This window comes from Frigoribacterium sp. VKM Ac-1396, from assembly GCF_015350895.1.
In the GTDB taxonomy this organism is placed as follows: domain Bacteria; phylum Actinomycetota; class Actinomycetes; order Actinomycetales; family Microbacteriaceae; genus Frigoribacterium.
This window is the reverse complement of sequence record NZ_JADKSD010000002.1, coordinates 870,899-885,224: the sequence shown is the minus strand read 5'-3', so window position 1 is coordinate 885,224 and position 14,326 is coordinate 870,899. Positions and strand designations below refer to the sequence as shown.

Annotated in this window: 13 protein-coding genes; 4 read left to right on the top strand and 9 right to left on the bottom strand. The window is 72.8% G+C overall.

Annotated features, from left to right (window positions below; translation table 11 throughout):
* Positions 1-118 precede the first annotated feature (118 nt).
* The 7 genes from ITJ55_RS11185 to ITJ55_RS11155 all read right to left on the bottom strand — a co-directional run bounded on the left by ITJ55_RS11185 (position 119) and on the right by ITJ55_RS11155 (position 8,727).
* Positions 119-802, bottom strand: a complete 684-nt coding sequence (locus tag ITJ55_RS11185; RefSeq protein WP_194595397.1) for a class F sortase — start codon at positions 800-802, stop codon at positions 119-121.
* Positions 799-1,968: a glycosyl hydrolase family 8 gene (locus ITJ55_RS11180; RefSeq protein WP_194595396.1), complete on the bottom strand. Its 1,170-nt coding sequence runs from the start codon at positions 1,966-1,968 to the stop codon at positions 799-801. The genes ITJ55_RS11185 and ITJ55_RS11180 overlap by 4 nt, the downstream gene beginning before the upstream one ends.
* 136 nt (positions 1,969-2,104) lie before the next feature.
* Positions 2,105-2,974 carry a DUF4397 domain-containing protein gene (locus ITJ55_RS11175; RefSeq protein ID WP_194595395.1) on the bottom strand — a complete coding sequence of 290 codons (870 nt, stop codon included), beginning with the start codon at positions 2,972-2,974 and terminating at the stop codon, positions 2,105-2,107.
* A 95-nt stretch (positions 2,975-3,069) separates the two neighbouring features.
* Positions 3,070-5,076, bottom strand: a complete 2,007-nt coding sequence (locus tag ITJ55_RS11170) for a glycosyltransferase (RefSeq protein WP_194595394.1) — start codon at positions 5,074-5,076, stop codon at positions 3,070-3,072.
* Entirely contained in the window at positions 5,073-6,563 is a 1,491-nt protein-coding gene (locus ITJ55_RS11165) for a glycosyltransferase (RefSeq protein WP_235491532.1), read from the bottom strand. Before ITJ55_RS11165 ends, ITJ55_RS11170 begins: the two co-directional genes overlap by 4 nt.
* Positions 6,564-6,578: 15 nt before the next feature.
* Positions 6,579-7,190 carry a GtrA family protein gene (locus ITJ55_RS11160; RefSeq protein ID WP_082486838.1) on the bottom strand — a complete coding sequence of 204 codons (612 nt, stop codon included), beginning with the start codon at positions 7,188-7,190 and terminating at the stop codon, positions 6,579-6,581.
* Between the two features lie 85 nt (positions 7,191-7,275).
* Positions 7,276-8,727, bottom strand: a complete 1,452-nt coding sequence (locus ITJ55_RS11155; RefSeq protein WP_194595393.1) for a glycosyltransferase family 2 protein — start codon at positions 8,725-8,727, stop codon at positions 7,276-7,278.
* A gap of 183 nt (positions 8,728-8,910) precedes the next feature.
* Between ITJ55_RS11155 and ITJ55_RS11150 the strand changes: the two genes are divergently transcribed.
* A complete protein-coding gene (locus ITJ55_RS11150; RefSeq protein ID WP_194595392.1) occupies positions 8,911-9,915 on the top strand; it encodes an aldo/keto reductase family protein in 1,005 nt (334 codons plus the stop codon).
* Between the two features lie 141 nt (positions 9,916-10,056).
* Positions 10,057-10,608, top strand: coding sequence for a YceI family protein (locus ITJ55_RS11145; RefSeq protein WP_194595391.1), 552 nt, complete (start codon positions 10,057-10,059; stop codon positions 10,606-10,608).
* Positions 10,609-10,698: 90 nt separating this feature from the next.
* Here ITJ55_RS11145 and yidC read toward each other — a convergent pair whose 3' ends face one another.
* Both yidC and ITJ55_RS11135 read right to left on the bottom strand, forming a co-directional pair.
* Positions 10,699-11,451: a membrane protein insertase YidC gene (yidC, locus tag ITJ55_RS11140; protein WP_194595390.1), complete on the bottom strand. Its 753-nt coding sequence runs from the start codon at positions 11,449-11,451 to the stop codon at positions 10,699-10,701.
* A 114-nt stretch (positions 11,452-11,565) separates the two neighbouring features.
* Positions 11,566-11,862 (bottom strand): DUF6412 domain-containing protein, encoded by a 297-nt coding sequence (locus ITJ55_RS11135; protein ID WP_194595389.1) that lies wholly within the window; start codon positions 11,860-11,862, stop codon positions 11,566-11,568.
* 117 nt (positions 11,863-11,979) lie between these two features.
* Here ITJ55_RS11135 and ITJ55_RS11130 point away from each other — a divergent pair, with 117 nt between their 5' ends.
* Both ITJ55_RS11130 and ITJ55_RS11125 read left to right on the top strand, forming a co-directional pair.
* Positions 11,980-12,537 carry a TIGR03086 family metal-binding protein gene (locus tag ITJ55_RS11130; protein ID WP_056262378.1) on the top strand — a complete coding sequence of 186 codons (558 nt, stop codon included), beginning with the start codon at positions 11,980-11,982 and terminating at the stop codon, positions 12,535-12,537.
* Positions 12,538-12,623: 86 nt separating this feature from the next.
* Positions 12,624-14,318 carry a long-chain-fatty-acid--CoA ligase gene (locus ITJ55_RS11125; RefSeq protein WP_194595388.1) on the top strand — a complete coding sequence of 565 codons (1,695 nt, stop codon included), beginning with the start codon at positions 12,624-12,626 and terminating at the stop codon, positions 14,316-14,318.
* The last annotated feature ends 8 nt before the right edge of the window (positions 14,319-14,326 follow it).

Here is a 14,326-nt window from a genome sequence, read left to right as displayed (position 1 = left end):
TCCCGTCGGGTGGGAGTCGGAGGTGTCGGGTGGTGCTCGTCGGGTGTCGCGTTCCGGCCGTCGGGTGCCGGGGGTGGGTCGGTGCGCCGGGTTCAGGAGGCGCGGTGGGGGCCGCTGGTCACGAGGTGACCAGGTCGGCGAACACGATCAGGTTGTCGACGTAGTGCCCCGTCGACCGGTCGAAGGTGCCGTCGCAGGTGATCAGGCGGAGGCCGGGCGTGGGGCTCGCTCCGTAGACGTCGCTCGTCGGGAACGTCGCCTTCGGGGTGCGCTCGCTGCCGGTGACGCGGAAGGTCTCGACCGAGCCGGTCGAGAGCGTCACCGTCACCTCGTCGCCGGTCGTGAGCTTCGCCAGGTCGACGAAGACGGCCGGGCCGCTGCCCGAGTCGACGTGGCCGGCGATGACGGCGGGGCCGACGGCGCCGGGCACGACGCCGTCCTGGTACCAACCGGCCGACTGCCACGCCTTCGGCGGGTCGAGCTCGCCCTGGGCGCCGAGGCCGAGGGCCTCGAGGCCGGAGTCCACGCCGATCGAGGGGATCTGCACGCGGACGGGTGTGGCGTCCGCCGGGGGCGCCGTGTACGACGGCGCCGCCGGGTCCTGGAACGCACCGGCCGACCCGCGGGCGGCGTCCGGCGTCGAGGTGGGCGAGGGCGTGGCCGCGGTCGAGGTCGTGGTCGTGGCGTCGTCGGGCTGTGCGGCCACGGCGGCCGCGGTCACGCCACCGGCCACGAGCACCAGAGCCGCTCCGGCCGCGAGGACGGCCACACGGTGGCCCGCCACGAAGGTCGCGAGGCTCATCGGGCCACCGCCAGGGGCGAGCAGGCACCGAGGCTCGTGCCCTCGAGCTGGAGGGCGGCGAGGGCCGCCCAGGCGGAGCCGTAGTAGGTGGGGGTCGACTGCGACAGGTCGTCCGCGGTCCGCAGGTCGGCGGCGGCGCGGTCGTGCTGGCCGTCGCTGGCCTCGGCCGCCGCCCGCGCGGCGTAGGCGAGTGGGCTCTGGTCCGAACCGACCGACTGTCCGCCGAGGTCGAGTTGCATGGGCAGCTCGTCGTAGCGCTGCAGCACGGTGGCCATCGACGCGGCCAGGGCCACGTCCTCGGGCCGGCACGACTCGGCGTAGCGCAGGGCGAGACGGCCGGCGTCGTAGCTGTACTGCACGCTGCCCGACGACCCGTCGGCGCTCGGCAGCGGCACGGTGGTGCCGTCCTGCCGAACCTGCGCCCAGTCGCTCGGCAGTGCGGTCGAGGCGAGGATGTTCGTGGTCACGGCTCGCGACCCGGCCTCGAGCTCGGCCCAGCGGGGGTCGCCGCTGGCCTCGCCGAGCTGCGCGAAGGTGGCCGGCGACGCGTACGAGGGGTTGTACGACCAGGGGCCGGCGCCCATGGCCCAGGGGCCCGGCAGCAGGATGCGTCCGACGTCGGTCGAGACGGTCATCTCGTCGAGCACGTCAATGCCGAGGTCGACGCCCGAGGTGGTGAGGTCGGGGCGGTCGAACGTCGAGCCGGCGAGCACGAGGGCCCGGGCGGCGTCGACGTCGGCGTCGCTGGCCGGCATGTCGTCGACGACGGCGCCGTCCTTCCACTGCCAGGCGAGCAGGCCGTCGGGGCGGACGAGCTCGTCCTCCGTCCACGACCAGATGGCGTCGAACCGCTTCTCGTCGCCCACGGCGACCGCGACGAGCATGCCGTAGGCCTGCCCCTCGCTCACGGTGTCGTCGCCCTGGTCGCGCCGGACGACGCGGCCGTCGTCGTCGACGTAGTCGTCGAGGAAGTCCTCGCCGATCTCGGTGGCGGTGCGGGCCTGCGGGGTCGGGATGCCCGTGCCGGGGGTGCCGGTCGCGCCGGCGCCTGCCTGGTCCGTCGACGGGCCGCCAGACCCTCCGACGACGAGGGAGGCGATGCCGGCCGTGACGGCCAGGGCCACCACGACGGCCGCTGCGAGCAGCGCCTTCGTCTTCTTCGTCATGTCGTTCTCTTCTTCGTCTCGGTGCTGCGGGCGGTCCGCCGGGCGGACCGTCGTGCGGGTGCGGAGGGAGCCGGGGAGGCGCGGTGTGCACGAGCGCTCACCGCGCCTCCTCGTCCTGCCGCGGTGGTGCGGGGCGTCAGACCCCGAACCAGCCGAGCACGGTGGCCCAGAGGCCCTTGGACTCGCTCTTCTGCGGGTGCTCGGCGAGGTAGCCGCCGCCCGTCTGGACGCCGCCGACGGGCGCCTGTGCCGTGGCGGCGCTGTCGACCACGGGGACGATGGTGATGCCCCCGGTCGAGTTGTCGAGCACGAACAGCGTGTTGATGCTGCCCGCGGCGAGGTCGACGTCGCTGGTGCCGCTGACCTTCTGGCCGGTGAGGTCGAGGGTCCACGGGCCGGCGGCCACCTGGGCGTAGCCGCTGGCGCTGCCGAACGGCGCGTCCTCGGCGATCGTCGTGCCGGTGCTCGTGGCGACGGTCACGGTCTTGCTGACGTTCGCCGCCTGCACGAGGCGGACCTTCGCCTGGCCCTCGGCCGGAGCCGTCAGGTCGTCCTTGAAGACCTGCGTCTTGAGGTCGTCGTTCGGGCCGTAGGCGACGGCGGTGATCGGCTGGCCGCTGTCGACCGTGATGTTCGACGTGATGACCGGCTTGGCGGCGGTGGGCGCGTCGGCCGCGGTCATCGAGACGACGTACGTCCCGGCGGGCAGGGCCTGGTACGGGCTGACCTGGCCGTAGGTGACGTCGTCGAGGTCCATGACGACCTGCCCGCCCTTGAGCGAGGTGAGGGTGACGTCGACGGCCTTGGTGTCGGGCGACAGGTGGCCGACGCGCACCCAGCCGTCGCCGTCGGCGGCGTTCGCGGGCGAGACGCCGACGAGCGAGCCGGCGAGGGCGACGCCCGCCGCAGCGGTGAGGGCGAGCACCGCCGCGAGGCGACGACGCCGGACGGGCTGTGCGGGAGCGGTGGCGGCGAGGGCGCCGGTGGTGCGTGAGAGGGAAGCCATGTGGCTGGTCCTTTCCGGTCGGGTGTCCCACCCGGGGGTGGGACGCGGTGAGGAGGTGCCGGCGCCCGCTGCGGGGGCGGACGCCGGCGTGGCGATCAGTTGCTGAGCACGCCGCTCGGCGCGACGGCCGAGAAGGTGACCTGGAGCCCGTCGCCCGAGGGCACGACCGACTCGGGCACGTAGACGCTGCCGAGCCCTTCGAGCGTCGACCGGAGCTCGTCGACGGACTGGCCGCCCTGCGGGGTGACGTCGAACTGGCGGAAGAGCGCTTCTTGCTCGCCCGGCAGCGCCTGGGGGTCGGCGACCGAGATCGGCCCCATGGCGGCCAGCTGCCCGAGCACGATGATGGCACGCGGGTCGAGGCGGCCGTCCGAGAGCGCGGTGCGGAGCGTCGACGAGATCTGCAGGTTCGGGTTCTGCGCGAGCTCGGCACCGGCCTGCGACCGCGCCGACGCGGCGTCGTCCGCCTCGGTCTGCGCCTGGGCCTCGCCCTGGCTGTCGATCCGGCGGATGTTCACCTGCTGGTCGCCCTCGCCGAAGGTCGCGACGACCGTCGAGTTGGCGAGCGCGTCGCGGATGTCGGCCGAGGCCGCTCCCGAGGTGCGCACCGACTCGGTCTCGAACAGGTAGTCCGAGTCGCGCCAGCCGTTCGGCGACTGCGCCTGGACGGCGCCGTCGGTGTCGATCTTGTAGAACCAGATGACGTTCTCCCGCGAGAAGCCGGCCTTGACCAGGTCGACCCACACGGCGTCGTCCACGAGCAGACGGCTGTCCTTCGGCACGTTGGTCTCGACCCAGGTCTCGGCGTTGCGCATCGGCGCGTCGAGGTCGCTGTCGAGGAACCCGCGCAGCTGGACGGCCCAGAGCGGCACGATCGCCACGACGGCGGCCAGCGTGAGCGCCAGCCAGGCGACCGAACCGGTGCGGGTGGCCGCGGTCGAGAGGGCGCCGGACCGACGGGCCCGGAACGCCTTGACGGCGTGGTCGGTGACGGCCGCGACGAGCAGGGCCGCGAACGGCAGCAGCATGATCACGTAGGGCACCGGCAGGTACCCGCCGGGGCGGAACATGAACGCGATCAAGAACACCATCATCACGCCGAGCGGACGCAGCTTCTTCACGAACACCGCGACGATCGAGGCGAGCGTGCCGAGCACGATGAGCACCTGGTCGAGCTGCCACCACTGCGACACCGTCGCGAAGAACAGGCTGCCGGTGTCGAACACCGAACCGCTGGCCTCACGGGTCGCGAGCTGGAACTGGATGCCCTCGAGCAGGCTCACCCGGCCGGCACCCGGCAGCAGCTCGCCCTTGACCGCGGCGAGCGCGACGTAGCCGAGGCCGACGAGCACGAGCAGGCTGGCCGCGATCGACAGGGTGTAGCGGCGCGTCGCCTTGTCGGCACCGCGCCACATCATCCAGGCCAGGAAGGGCAGCGCCAGCAGGTACGTCTCCTTCGAGAGCACCGCGATGCCGAACGACAGCGAGGCGGCTGCGAAACCGGCGAGCTGGTACCGCCGGCTCAGGGCGAAGACGAACGCGGCGAGCAGCCAGGGGGTGGCGACGTTGTCGAGGTAGACCGTGCGGTGGAACTGCAGGGCCAGCGGCGACACGGCGAACACGAGGCCCGCGACGGCGGCCGCGGGGCGGCTGAGGCCGAGCTTGCGACCGAGCAGCCAGACGAGGACGACCGAGACGAGGGTGAAGAAGAGCATCGCCTCGCGGGCGGCCAGCACGGCCACGTCGTACCGCGAGAAGGCTCCGGTCAGGGCCGTGTAGGCCGAGATCTGCAACCAGCCGACGGGCGGGTGGTCGTACCAGTAGGTGTAGTGGGCGATCTCGCCGAGGTTCTGGATGGCCCAGGCCTGGGCGGTGTAGGTGCCCTCGTCGTCGATGCGCTGCGGCGAGCCGTCCATGTTGAAGGCCTGGACGACCGCGGCGATCGCCAGGACGGGCAGCAGCCAGGCGAGGCCCGCGCCGTGTCGGCGCAGCCACGAGGCCGGCTTGGCCCCGCGGAGGTCCTTGGTGGGCACCACGGGGGCGCCCGGGGCGTTCGACACGGTGGTGTCGGCCGCGCGGGGGCGGTTCAGCGTGGACGTCATCGGTCACCTCCGGTCATGGCCATGGCGGGCTCCTGCTGGGAGGCGCGGGGCGCCTCCTGCGGTTCGGTCGCGACCTCGTCGCGGTGGGCACCGGTGTGCTCGGTCTTCTCCCAGGCGTTGAGGCCGCGCAGCTGACGGAAGACCGCCCGGACCGCGGCGAGCGCGAGGAAGATCTGGTACGGGAGCAGTCCCCAGACGAGGCGGAAGTAGTCGCGGGCACGCACCTTCTGCCCGTACACCCGACCGAACTCGCGGAGGCCGGTGAACTCGACGGCCAGCAGCACCAGGGTCGGGGCCAGGGGGACGAACGAGACGAGGGCGATGGCGGTGGGCACCTTGGTGGTCAGGATGAGGATCACCGAGATGGGGATCAACAGACCCGTGGCCGCCTGGATGAACGGCATGGTGAGCAGGTAGCGGGCCATCAGGCGCTGGCGCAGACGCGGCAGCTTCTTCCACTCGCCCTTGCCGTAGACCTGCATGAAGCCCTGGTTCCAGCGCGTGCGCTGCTTGAGCAGCGAGACGAAGGTGCCGGGGGTCTCCTCGCGGGTGACGACCTCGGGGCTGTAGGCCACGACGACCTTGGCGCCGGCGCTCGAGAGACGGACCCCGAGCTCGCAGTCCTCGGCGAGGCACTCGGCGTCCCAGCCCTGCGACCAGTCGAGCCAGTCCTTGCGCACGAAGACCGTGTTGCCGCCGAGGGGGATGAACTTCTCCTTGGCGTGGAAGTGCAGGCGCGAGCGGAACCAGAAGTAGTACTCGAGCACGTTGCGGAGGCTCCACCAGCTCGACTGGAAGTTCATCAGCTGCACGCCGCCCTGCACCACGTCGGCGTCGGTCTCGGTGAACCGCGAGTCGACCAGCGTCAGCAGGCGGGGGTGCACCTCGTCCTCGGCGTCGAAGACGCCGACGATCTCGCCACGTGACGTCTGCAAGGCGAGGTTGAGCGCCTTCGGCTTGTTCTTCGGCACGCTCGAGTCGACGATCACGCGGATCAGCTCGGGGTGGCGGGCGGCGGCCTCACGGGCGACCCGCTCGGTGCCGGGGTCGTCGTGGCCGACGATCGCGATGATCTCGAAGTCGGGGTGGTCCTGCATCGCGAGGCGGTCGAGGGTCTGGCCCATGACCTCCTCCTCGTGCCGGCCGGGCACCAGCAGGGTGAACGAGTGGGCGGGGTCGAGGGGGTTCGCGCTGAACTGGCTGTCCTCGAGGTTGTCCTTCGAGCGCCAAGCGTGCAGCATCCACCAGAGGGTGGACACGGCGACCGCGGTGAGCAGGATCGTCACCACGATGAGCGACGAGTAGCCGATCCACTCGAGGGGCGACCAGTCGGGCAGTTGGAACCCGATCATCGACTCGGTGGCGCCGGTGGTGCCGCGGTTCGGGACGAACTGCGACGGGTCGGACGGGGCTTGGGGGGTGAGCAACGGGGCGGGTTCGCCCGCTGCGAGATGTGATGTCGGGATCTGGGTCGGGTCAGTCGACACAGGATCACTCTCCAGTCAGTGGGTCGGGTGCAGGTGGGCCTGCGGGGTGTTCTGTCGGGTGGGGTCGTCGGTCGGCACGGGGCCGACGACGGTGGCGAGCGCGGCCGACGCTTCGGGGGTGTCGGCCGAGGAGGCGACCGCGGGCGAGCCGCGGAAGACGAGGTGGCGGTAGGCCAGGTAGCGGAACACCGTGCCGAGCACGAGCCCGACGCCGTTCGCCGCGACGTTGTCCGCGAGCTGGCTCGTGAAGCCCAGCAGGTAGTGCGAGACGAACAGGCACGCCGAGGCGACCAGCAGGCCGCCGACGTTGACGAGGCCGAAGGTGACGGCCTCCCGGACGACGGCCTGGTTGCGTCCTTCACGGAACGTGAGGTAGCGGTTGCCCAACCAGGCGACCACCGTGGCGACGACCACCGAGAGGACCTTGGCCCCGATCGGCTTGTCGTCGAGCAGGGTCGAGCGCAGCAGGTTATAGACGCCGACGTCGACGACGAAGGCGATGCCGCCCACGGCGCCGAAGGTCGCGAGCTCCTTCACCCGGGCGACGAGGCGCAGGGGTGGGGTCGGGTTCGTCGAGGCGGCGCGGTCGGGACGCGTCCCCCGGACGGGGTACTCGGTTTCGGGCATGTGACCGGTTCGGGGGGCGTCGGCAGATCGGTTTGGTCGGGGTACGCCCGTCTCGGTCAACTGCCAGGTGGGCGACATCTGCCGTTCATCTCGTCGCGGGCTCGTCGACGCGGGCGGGCCGGACGCCCGCCGCGGGAGCACTCGGGACGGGCGCCGCCGTCGCTCGCGCGACCCGCGGGCCGGCGCCCGTGAGCTCGGCCCCGATCGCGGCGACGACGGCCACGAGGGTGACGAGTCGGCTGGGTACGGCGCCGACGACCACCAGGAGGCGCTCGCGGGCCGTCGCGCGCCTCCCCTGCTCGGCGGCCGCCTCCGTGGTCGCCCCGACGTCCAGCAGCTGCGCCAGGGCGGCGGGCAGCAGCGGCACCAGGGCCAGGCCGATCACGACGGCCGGCGCTCCGACCAGGACCGTCGACGCGACGACCGCGGTGCCGACGATCGTCGCGCCGGCGTCGAGCAGCGGTTCGGTGAGCACGCCGAGGGCGTGGCGCCGCGCCGTCGGCCGCAGCCGCCGCCAGTCGCCCTTGCCGAGCACCTGCAGACAGCCCCTGGCCCATCTCGTCCGGGCACGGAACAGGTCACGGAGCCCCCCGGGCGCCCGCTCGACCGTGGTGGTCCCGGGCGAGGTGGCCACGACGACGCGGGCCCCGGCGACCGTCATGCGGACGCCGAGGTCGAGCCCCGCCTCGACGCAGGCGGCGTCCCAGCCGCCGGCCCAGGCGAGCCAGGAGTGACGGACGAAGAGCGTGCTGTCCGACAGCGGGACGAAACCGGCGCGTCCGTGCGAGCGCACGACCGACCGTGCCCACCACCACCGGTCGACCGCCAGCCGGGGCGACCACCACGGCGACGGTTCGAGGGCCGGGCGGCTGGCGTGCTGCACCGCGTCGGCGTCGGTGCGGGTCAGGACGGAGTCGACGAGGGCGAACAGCCGGGGGTGCGGGCGGTCGCCCGGTGAGAAGACGCCCACGACGCCGTCACCCACCGCCGCGAGCGCGCCGGCGAGCGCCGAGGCCACGGTCGAGGCCGGGCCGGCGGAGGGGCGGGTGGTCACGATCCGGACTCGTCCGGGGTGACGACGGACGGCCGACGTGGCGACGTCGTGCGTCAGGCGGTCCTCGGGGTCGACCGCCACGAGGACGTGCACGTCGGGGTGCTGTTGCCGCGCGAGCAGGTCGAGGGTCACGGCCAGCCCGGCCGGACCGAGCGCCGGCACGAGCGCCGTGAACGAGTGGGCCGGGGGCAGCACCGGCCCGTCGAGGTCGCGGTGGCCGAGCTCTTCCCGTTCGCGGACGAGGTACAGCCGCCGGGCCGTGCGTCGGAGCGACAGCACCACCACGAGGGCGACGAGGACGGCGAGCACCCCGACGCCGACCCACTGCACGCTCGACCAGTCGGCCCAGGGCAGGGCCGCCGAGACGCCGTCGACCGAGCCCACGGGCGAGCCCCCGCGGTTCGGCGCGAACGGCGTGGGGGTCGCGGGCAGCGTCGGCGTCAGCACGGGGCCGGGTGCCGCCAGGGTCGGGTCGGAGGTCACGGTGGTGCTCCAGTCGGGTCGGGTCTGCAGGAGCCTCGGACGCCCGCCCCGAGCTGGGACCGCGACGTCCGACGGGTCGTGTCCCCCACGCGGGGGACACGACCTGATGAATCGTCACTGTACGCCACGCGAGTCCGCCGCACACCCCCTCGCCCCGGCCGTGGGGACGCGTAGCGTGGGGCCATGGAATTCAGACACCTCGGCGACAGCGGACTCAAGATCTCGGAGATCACCTACGGCAACTGGCTGACGCACGCGTCCCAGGTCGAGAACGACGTGGCCACGCAGTGCGTCCGCGCGGCCCTCGACGCCGGCATCTCGACCTTCGACACCGCCGACGCGTACGCGAACACGGCGGCGGAGCAGGTGCTCGGTGACGCGCTCGCGGGCGAACGTCGCGAGAGCCTCGAGATCTTCACGAAGGTCTACTGGCCGACCGGGCCCCGTGGCCACAACGACGTCGGCCTCAGCCGCAAGCACGTCCTCGAGTCGATCGACGGGTCGCTCCGCCGCCTCGGCACCGACTACGTCGACCTCTACCAGGCCCACCGCTACGACCACGAGACCCCGCTCGAAGAGACCATGCAGGCCTTCGCCGACGTGGTGCGGGCCGGCAAGGCGCTCTACGTGGGCGTGAGCGAGTGGACGGCCGAACAGATCCGCGCCGGGCACGAGCTCGCGGTGCAGCACGGCATCCAGCTCATCTCCAACCAGCCGCAGTACTCCATGCTCTGGCGCGTCATCGAGTCCGACGTCGTGCCCGCGAGCAAGCAGCACGGCGTCGGTCAGATCGTCTGGTCACCCGTCGCGCAGGGTGTGTTGACCGGCAAGTACAAGCCGGGCGCCGAGCTGCCCGCGGGCAGCCGGGCCACCGACGACAAGGGAGGCGCGGACACGATCAAGCGCTTCCTCACCGACGAGGTGCTCACGGGGGTCGCGAAGCTCGAACCGATCGCGGCCGACCTGGGGCTGTCGATGGCGCAGCTCGCCATCGCATGGGTGCTGCAGAACGACAACGTCGCGTCGGCCATCATCGGGGCGTCGCGCCCCGAGCAGGTCGCCGACAACGTCAAGGCGGCGGGCGTCACCCTGCCGGCCGACGTCATGACGCGGATCGACGACGCCCTCGGCGACCTGGCGGAGAAGGACCCCGCGAAGACCGTCTCACCCGAACGCCGCCCGGCCTGAGCCCGGCTCGGCGCATCCGACACCGGCTCGACACGTCTCGGCCACCTCGGGAATGTTGTCCCTTTGGATGCGCTTGCATATACTCGTACCAGCTTCGATGACACGTCATCGACCTCGAACTCACAGATACTGGAGAACACCATGACCATCACCGCAGAGAAGATCCCCGCCGGCACCTGGAACCTCGACCCCACGCACAGCGAGGTCTCGTTCAGCGTCCGCCACCTCGCCATCAGCAAGGTCAAGGGCTCGTTCGAGTCGTTCGACGCCTCGCTGGTCACCGACGAGGACCACACCGCCTCGAAGGTCACCGCCTCGATCGACGTGGCCTCGGTCAACACCAACCAGAAGGACCGCGACGGTCACCTGCAGACCGGCGACTTCTTCCTCGCCGAAGAGCACCCCAAGATGACCTTCGTGTCGACCAGCATCGAGGAGAAGGGCGACGACGCGTTCCTCGTGCACGGCGACCTGACCCTCCGCGGCGTCACCAAGCCCGTCACCCTGAAGAGCGAGTTCGGCGGCCTCGTCGTCGACGGCTACGGCCAGACCAAGCTCGGCTTCTCGGCCACGACCAAGATCGACCGCACCGAGTTCGGCGTCACCTGGAACGCCGCCCTCGAGGCCGGCGGCTTCACCCTCGGCAACGACGTCACCGTCACGCTCGAGATCCAGTTCACGCTCGCCGCGTAGGCGACCGCAGCACCCCGAAGGGCCCGCTCTCGCACGGCGAGGGCGGGCCCTTCCGCGTGCGGGCGGTCCCGATCCGGGCCCGCACGCGGCTCAGGCCGGCGCGAGCACCCGGCGCAGCACCGCCCGCTCCCCCAGCGTCCAGGCCGCGCTCGTCACGAGGTAGAGGCCGGCGGCCAGCGGGGCGGCCGCCGCGAACGCCACACTGACGAACGGCAACCAACGCAGCATGCCCGCCGTGCCGGCCGGCGCCTCCTGCCCGTGCCCTCGACCCGCCGTCGTGGTCGCCCCGGGGCCCGTGAAGCGCAGGGTCGCGCGCCGACTCAGCTCGACGACGAGCGCGAGCAGCACCAGCAGCACCAGGTACGGCCAGACGGCCGCGAGCCCCGTCCCGAGCGTGACGAACAGGTTCGCCCCGAGCGCCGCGCCACCGAGGGTGTGCGACAAGAGGGCGTTGGCGTGACCGGCGATCTCGGAGTGCGCGAACAGCGAGTAGACGGCGGTGAGGACGGGCGCCTGCGCGAGCGTCGGCAGGCAGCCGGCCAGCGGCGAGACCTTCTCCGAGGCGTAGAGCGCCATCAGCGCCCGGCTGCGGGCCTCGGGGTCGGTGATGCGCCGGTTCAGGTCGGCGATCGCCGGGGCCAGCCGGCGACGGGCGATCTCGGCGCGCACCTGCGAGACGCCGACCGGCACGAGCACGAGCCGGACGAGCAGGGTGAACAGCACGACGCCGAGCGCGGCGGCGGACGCGCCGGCGACCGGCTCGACGAACGCGCCGAGGGTGGTGACGAGCGACTGCAGGCCGTCGAGGACGACGGCGATCGGGTGGAGGGTGGACAGGTCCATGCGGACTCCTTGGTCAGAGAGACGGTGGGTGTCTTCTGGCCGCCGAGGGGCGTCGGATCGACGCGGGGCGTCGGATCGACGCGGGGCGTCGGATCGACGCGGGCGCGGGTGCGCTCAGGCGGCCGGGACGGCCCGCCCCGGGGCCCGTGACCGCACGTGCCCGCGGGCGTCGGGGTCGCGGCGCCAGACGAGGAGGCGCGTGCCGGCTTCTTCACGGAGCGTCACCTCGGGCACCGCCCCGGCCAGCCCGCAGAGGGTCAGCACGACCCGGGCGACGCCCAGCGCGACCACGGCGGTCGCGGCGCCGAGCAGGCCGACGAGCACGACCGCGGACGGCGGGGCCCCGCCGGACGACAGGACGGCCTCGACGAACGCCACGAGGGGCGCGAGCACCGACAGGCCGTGGGTCATGCCGACGACCCTAGCCGAACCGGCCGCCCTGGCATCATGGGCAGCGCCCTGCGGAACAATGCGCCGACGACGGCGGTTGACGCCGAGAGCCACCGCCCCACCCCGAGAGGACTCCCGATGACCGTCGACTGGATCACCCTGCAGAAGACCGCCCACGACGAGTTCGCCCGCCGGGTCGAGGCCGTCGCCGACTGGGACGCCCCGACTCCCGACACCGAGTGGAAGGTGCGCGATCTCGTGCGCCACGTCACGCGCGAGCAGCAGTGGGTGCCCCTGCTGCTCGAGGGCGGCGACCCGGCCGAGGCCGAGAACTCGATCGAGCCCCTCGGCGACGACCTGGTCGAGGCCTGGCACCGTTGGTCGGGCGCCGCCACCGCCGCCTGGGGCGAGGCCGACCCCGACGCCGAGGTGCGGTTGAGCGCCGACGTCGTGCCGGTGCACGAGTACCTCGCCGAGCAGGTCGCCGACGTCACGATCCACACCTGGGACCTCGCACGGGCCGTGGGCACCGACGAAGAGCTCGACGACGACCTCGTCGAGGCCGTCTGGGGCGTCTTCGCGCCGCAGAAGGACGCCCTCGAGGCCTCGGGGCTGTTCGCCTCGCCGGTCCCGGTCGACGACGACGCCCCGCTGCGCATCCGACTGCTCGCGCTCACCGGGCGCGACGCCCGCTGAGCCGTCCGGCAGGCGGCGGGCGGCGCGTCGACGACGTCACCCGCGCCTCCCGGGGGTTCATCACCCTGCCCTGCCACAGTGGTGCCATGACCGACCCGATCGCCCGCCCGTGGCTGCACAGCTACGCCCCCGACGTCCCCGCCGACATCGAGCCCGTCACCGGCAGCCTCGTCGACCTGATCGACGACGCAGTGTCGACCTACCGGCAGAAGCCGGCCCTCGAGTTCTTCGGGCGCGAGACCAGCTACCGCGACCTGGGCGACCAGGTCGCCCGCGCGGCCGAAGGGCTCAGGAGGCTCGGCGTGGGTCGCGGTGACCGGGTCGCGTTGATCCTGCCCAACAGCCCGCAGCACGTGGTGGCGTTCTACGCGGTGCTGCGCCTCGGCGCCGTCGTGGTCGAGCACAACCCGCTCTACACCGACCGCGAGCTGCGCCACCTCTTCGAGGACCACGGCGCGACGATCGCGGTCGCCTGGGACAAGCTCGTCGACCGCCTGCGTGCCCTGCCCGCCGACATCGGCTTCTCGACCGTCGTCTCGGTCGACGTGACCAAGGGCATGCCGCTCGCCACCCGCCTCGCCCTCAAGCTGCCCGTGCCCGCGGCGAAGAAGAGCCGCGCCGCCCTCACCGACGGCGCCGAGGGCGACGTGACGTGGCAGGGCCTGCTGGCGAACCGTCCGCTGCGCAAGAGGCACCCCCGCCCCGACGTCGACGACATCGCCCTGCTGCAGTACACGAGCGGCACGACCGGCTCCCCCAAGGGTGCGATCCTCACCCACCGCAACCTCCGCAGCAACGCGGCGCAGGGGCGCGCTTGGGTGCCGGGCCTCGTCGACGGCGACGAGACCGTCTACGGCGTGCTGCCGTTCTTCCACGCCTACGGCCTGACCCTCTGCCTGACCTTCGCCATGAGCATCGGGGCGCGCCTGGTGCTGTTCCCGAAGTTCGACGTCGACCTCGTGCTCAAGGCGGCGAAGAAGCACCCGCCGACCTTCCTGCCGGCGGTGCCGCCGATCTACCAGCGCCTGGCCGACGCGGCCCGCGAGCGCGGCGTCGACCTCTCGAGCGCCCGCTTCGCCATCTCGGGCGCCATGAACCTGCCCACCGCGGTCGTCCAGTCCTGGGAGGGCGTGACGGGCGGACTGCTCGTCGAGGGCTTCGGGCTGACCGAGACCTCGCCGGTGGCGCTCGGCAACCCGATCGGCCCGACCCGCCGCGTCGGCACGGTGGGCGTGCCGTTCCCGTCGACCGAGGCGATGGTCGTCGACCGCGACGACCCCGACCCGGGTCGCCCGGTCGTCGCCGGCGCCGCGGGCGAGTTGCTGCTGCGCGGGCCGCAGGTGTTCCGTGGCTACTGGAACCGCCCCGACGAGACCGCCGACGCCTTCCTCGAGGGGGGCTGGTTCCGCACGGGCGACATCGTCACCATGAGCGCCGACGGCTACGTCACGATCGTCGACCGCATCAAGGAGCTCATCGTCACCGGCGGCTTCAACGTCGCACCGTCCGAGGTCGAGGAGGCCGTGCGGAACGCCCCCGGCGTGGCCGAGGTGGCCGTCGTCGGCCTGCCCCGCTCGGGCGGCGGCGAAGACGTCGTGGCGGCCGTCGTGCTCGAACCGGGTGCGAGGTTCGACCCCGAGGCGATCCGCGACGCCTCGCGCGGGCAGCTCGCCGCCTACAAGGTGCCGCGCCGGGTCGTGCAGCTCGACGAGCTGCCGAAGTCGCTGATCGGCAAGGTGCTGCGCCGCGAGGTGCGCGACCGTCTCATCGCCGCGGGCTGAGCTCGGCC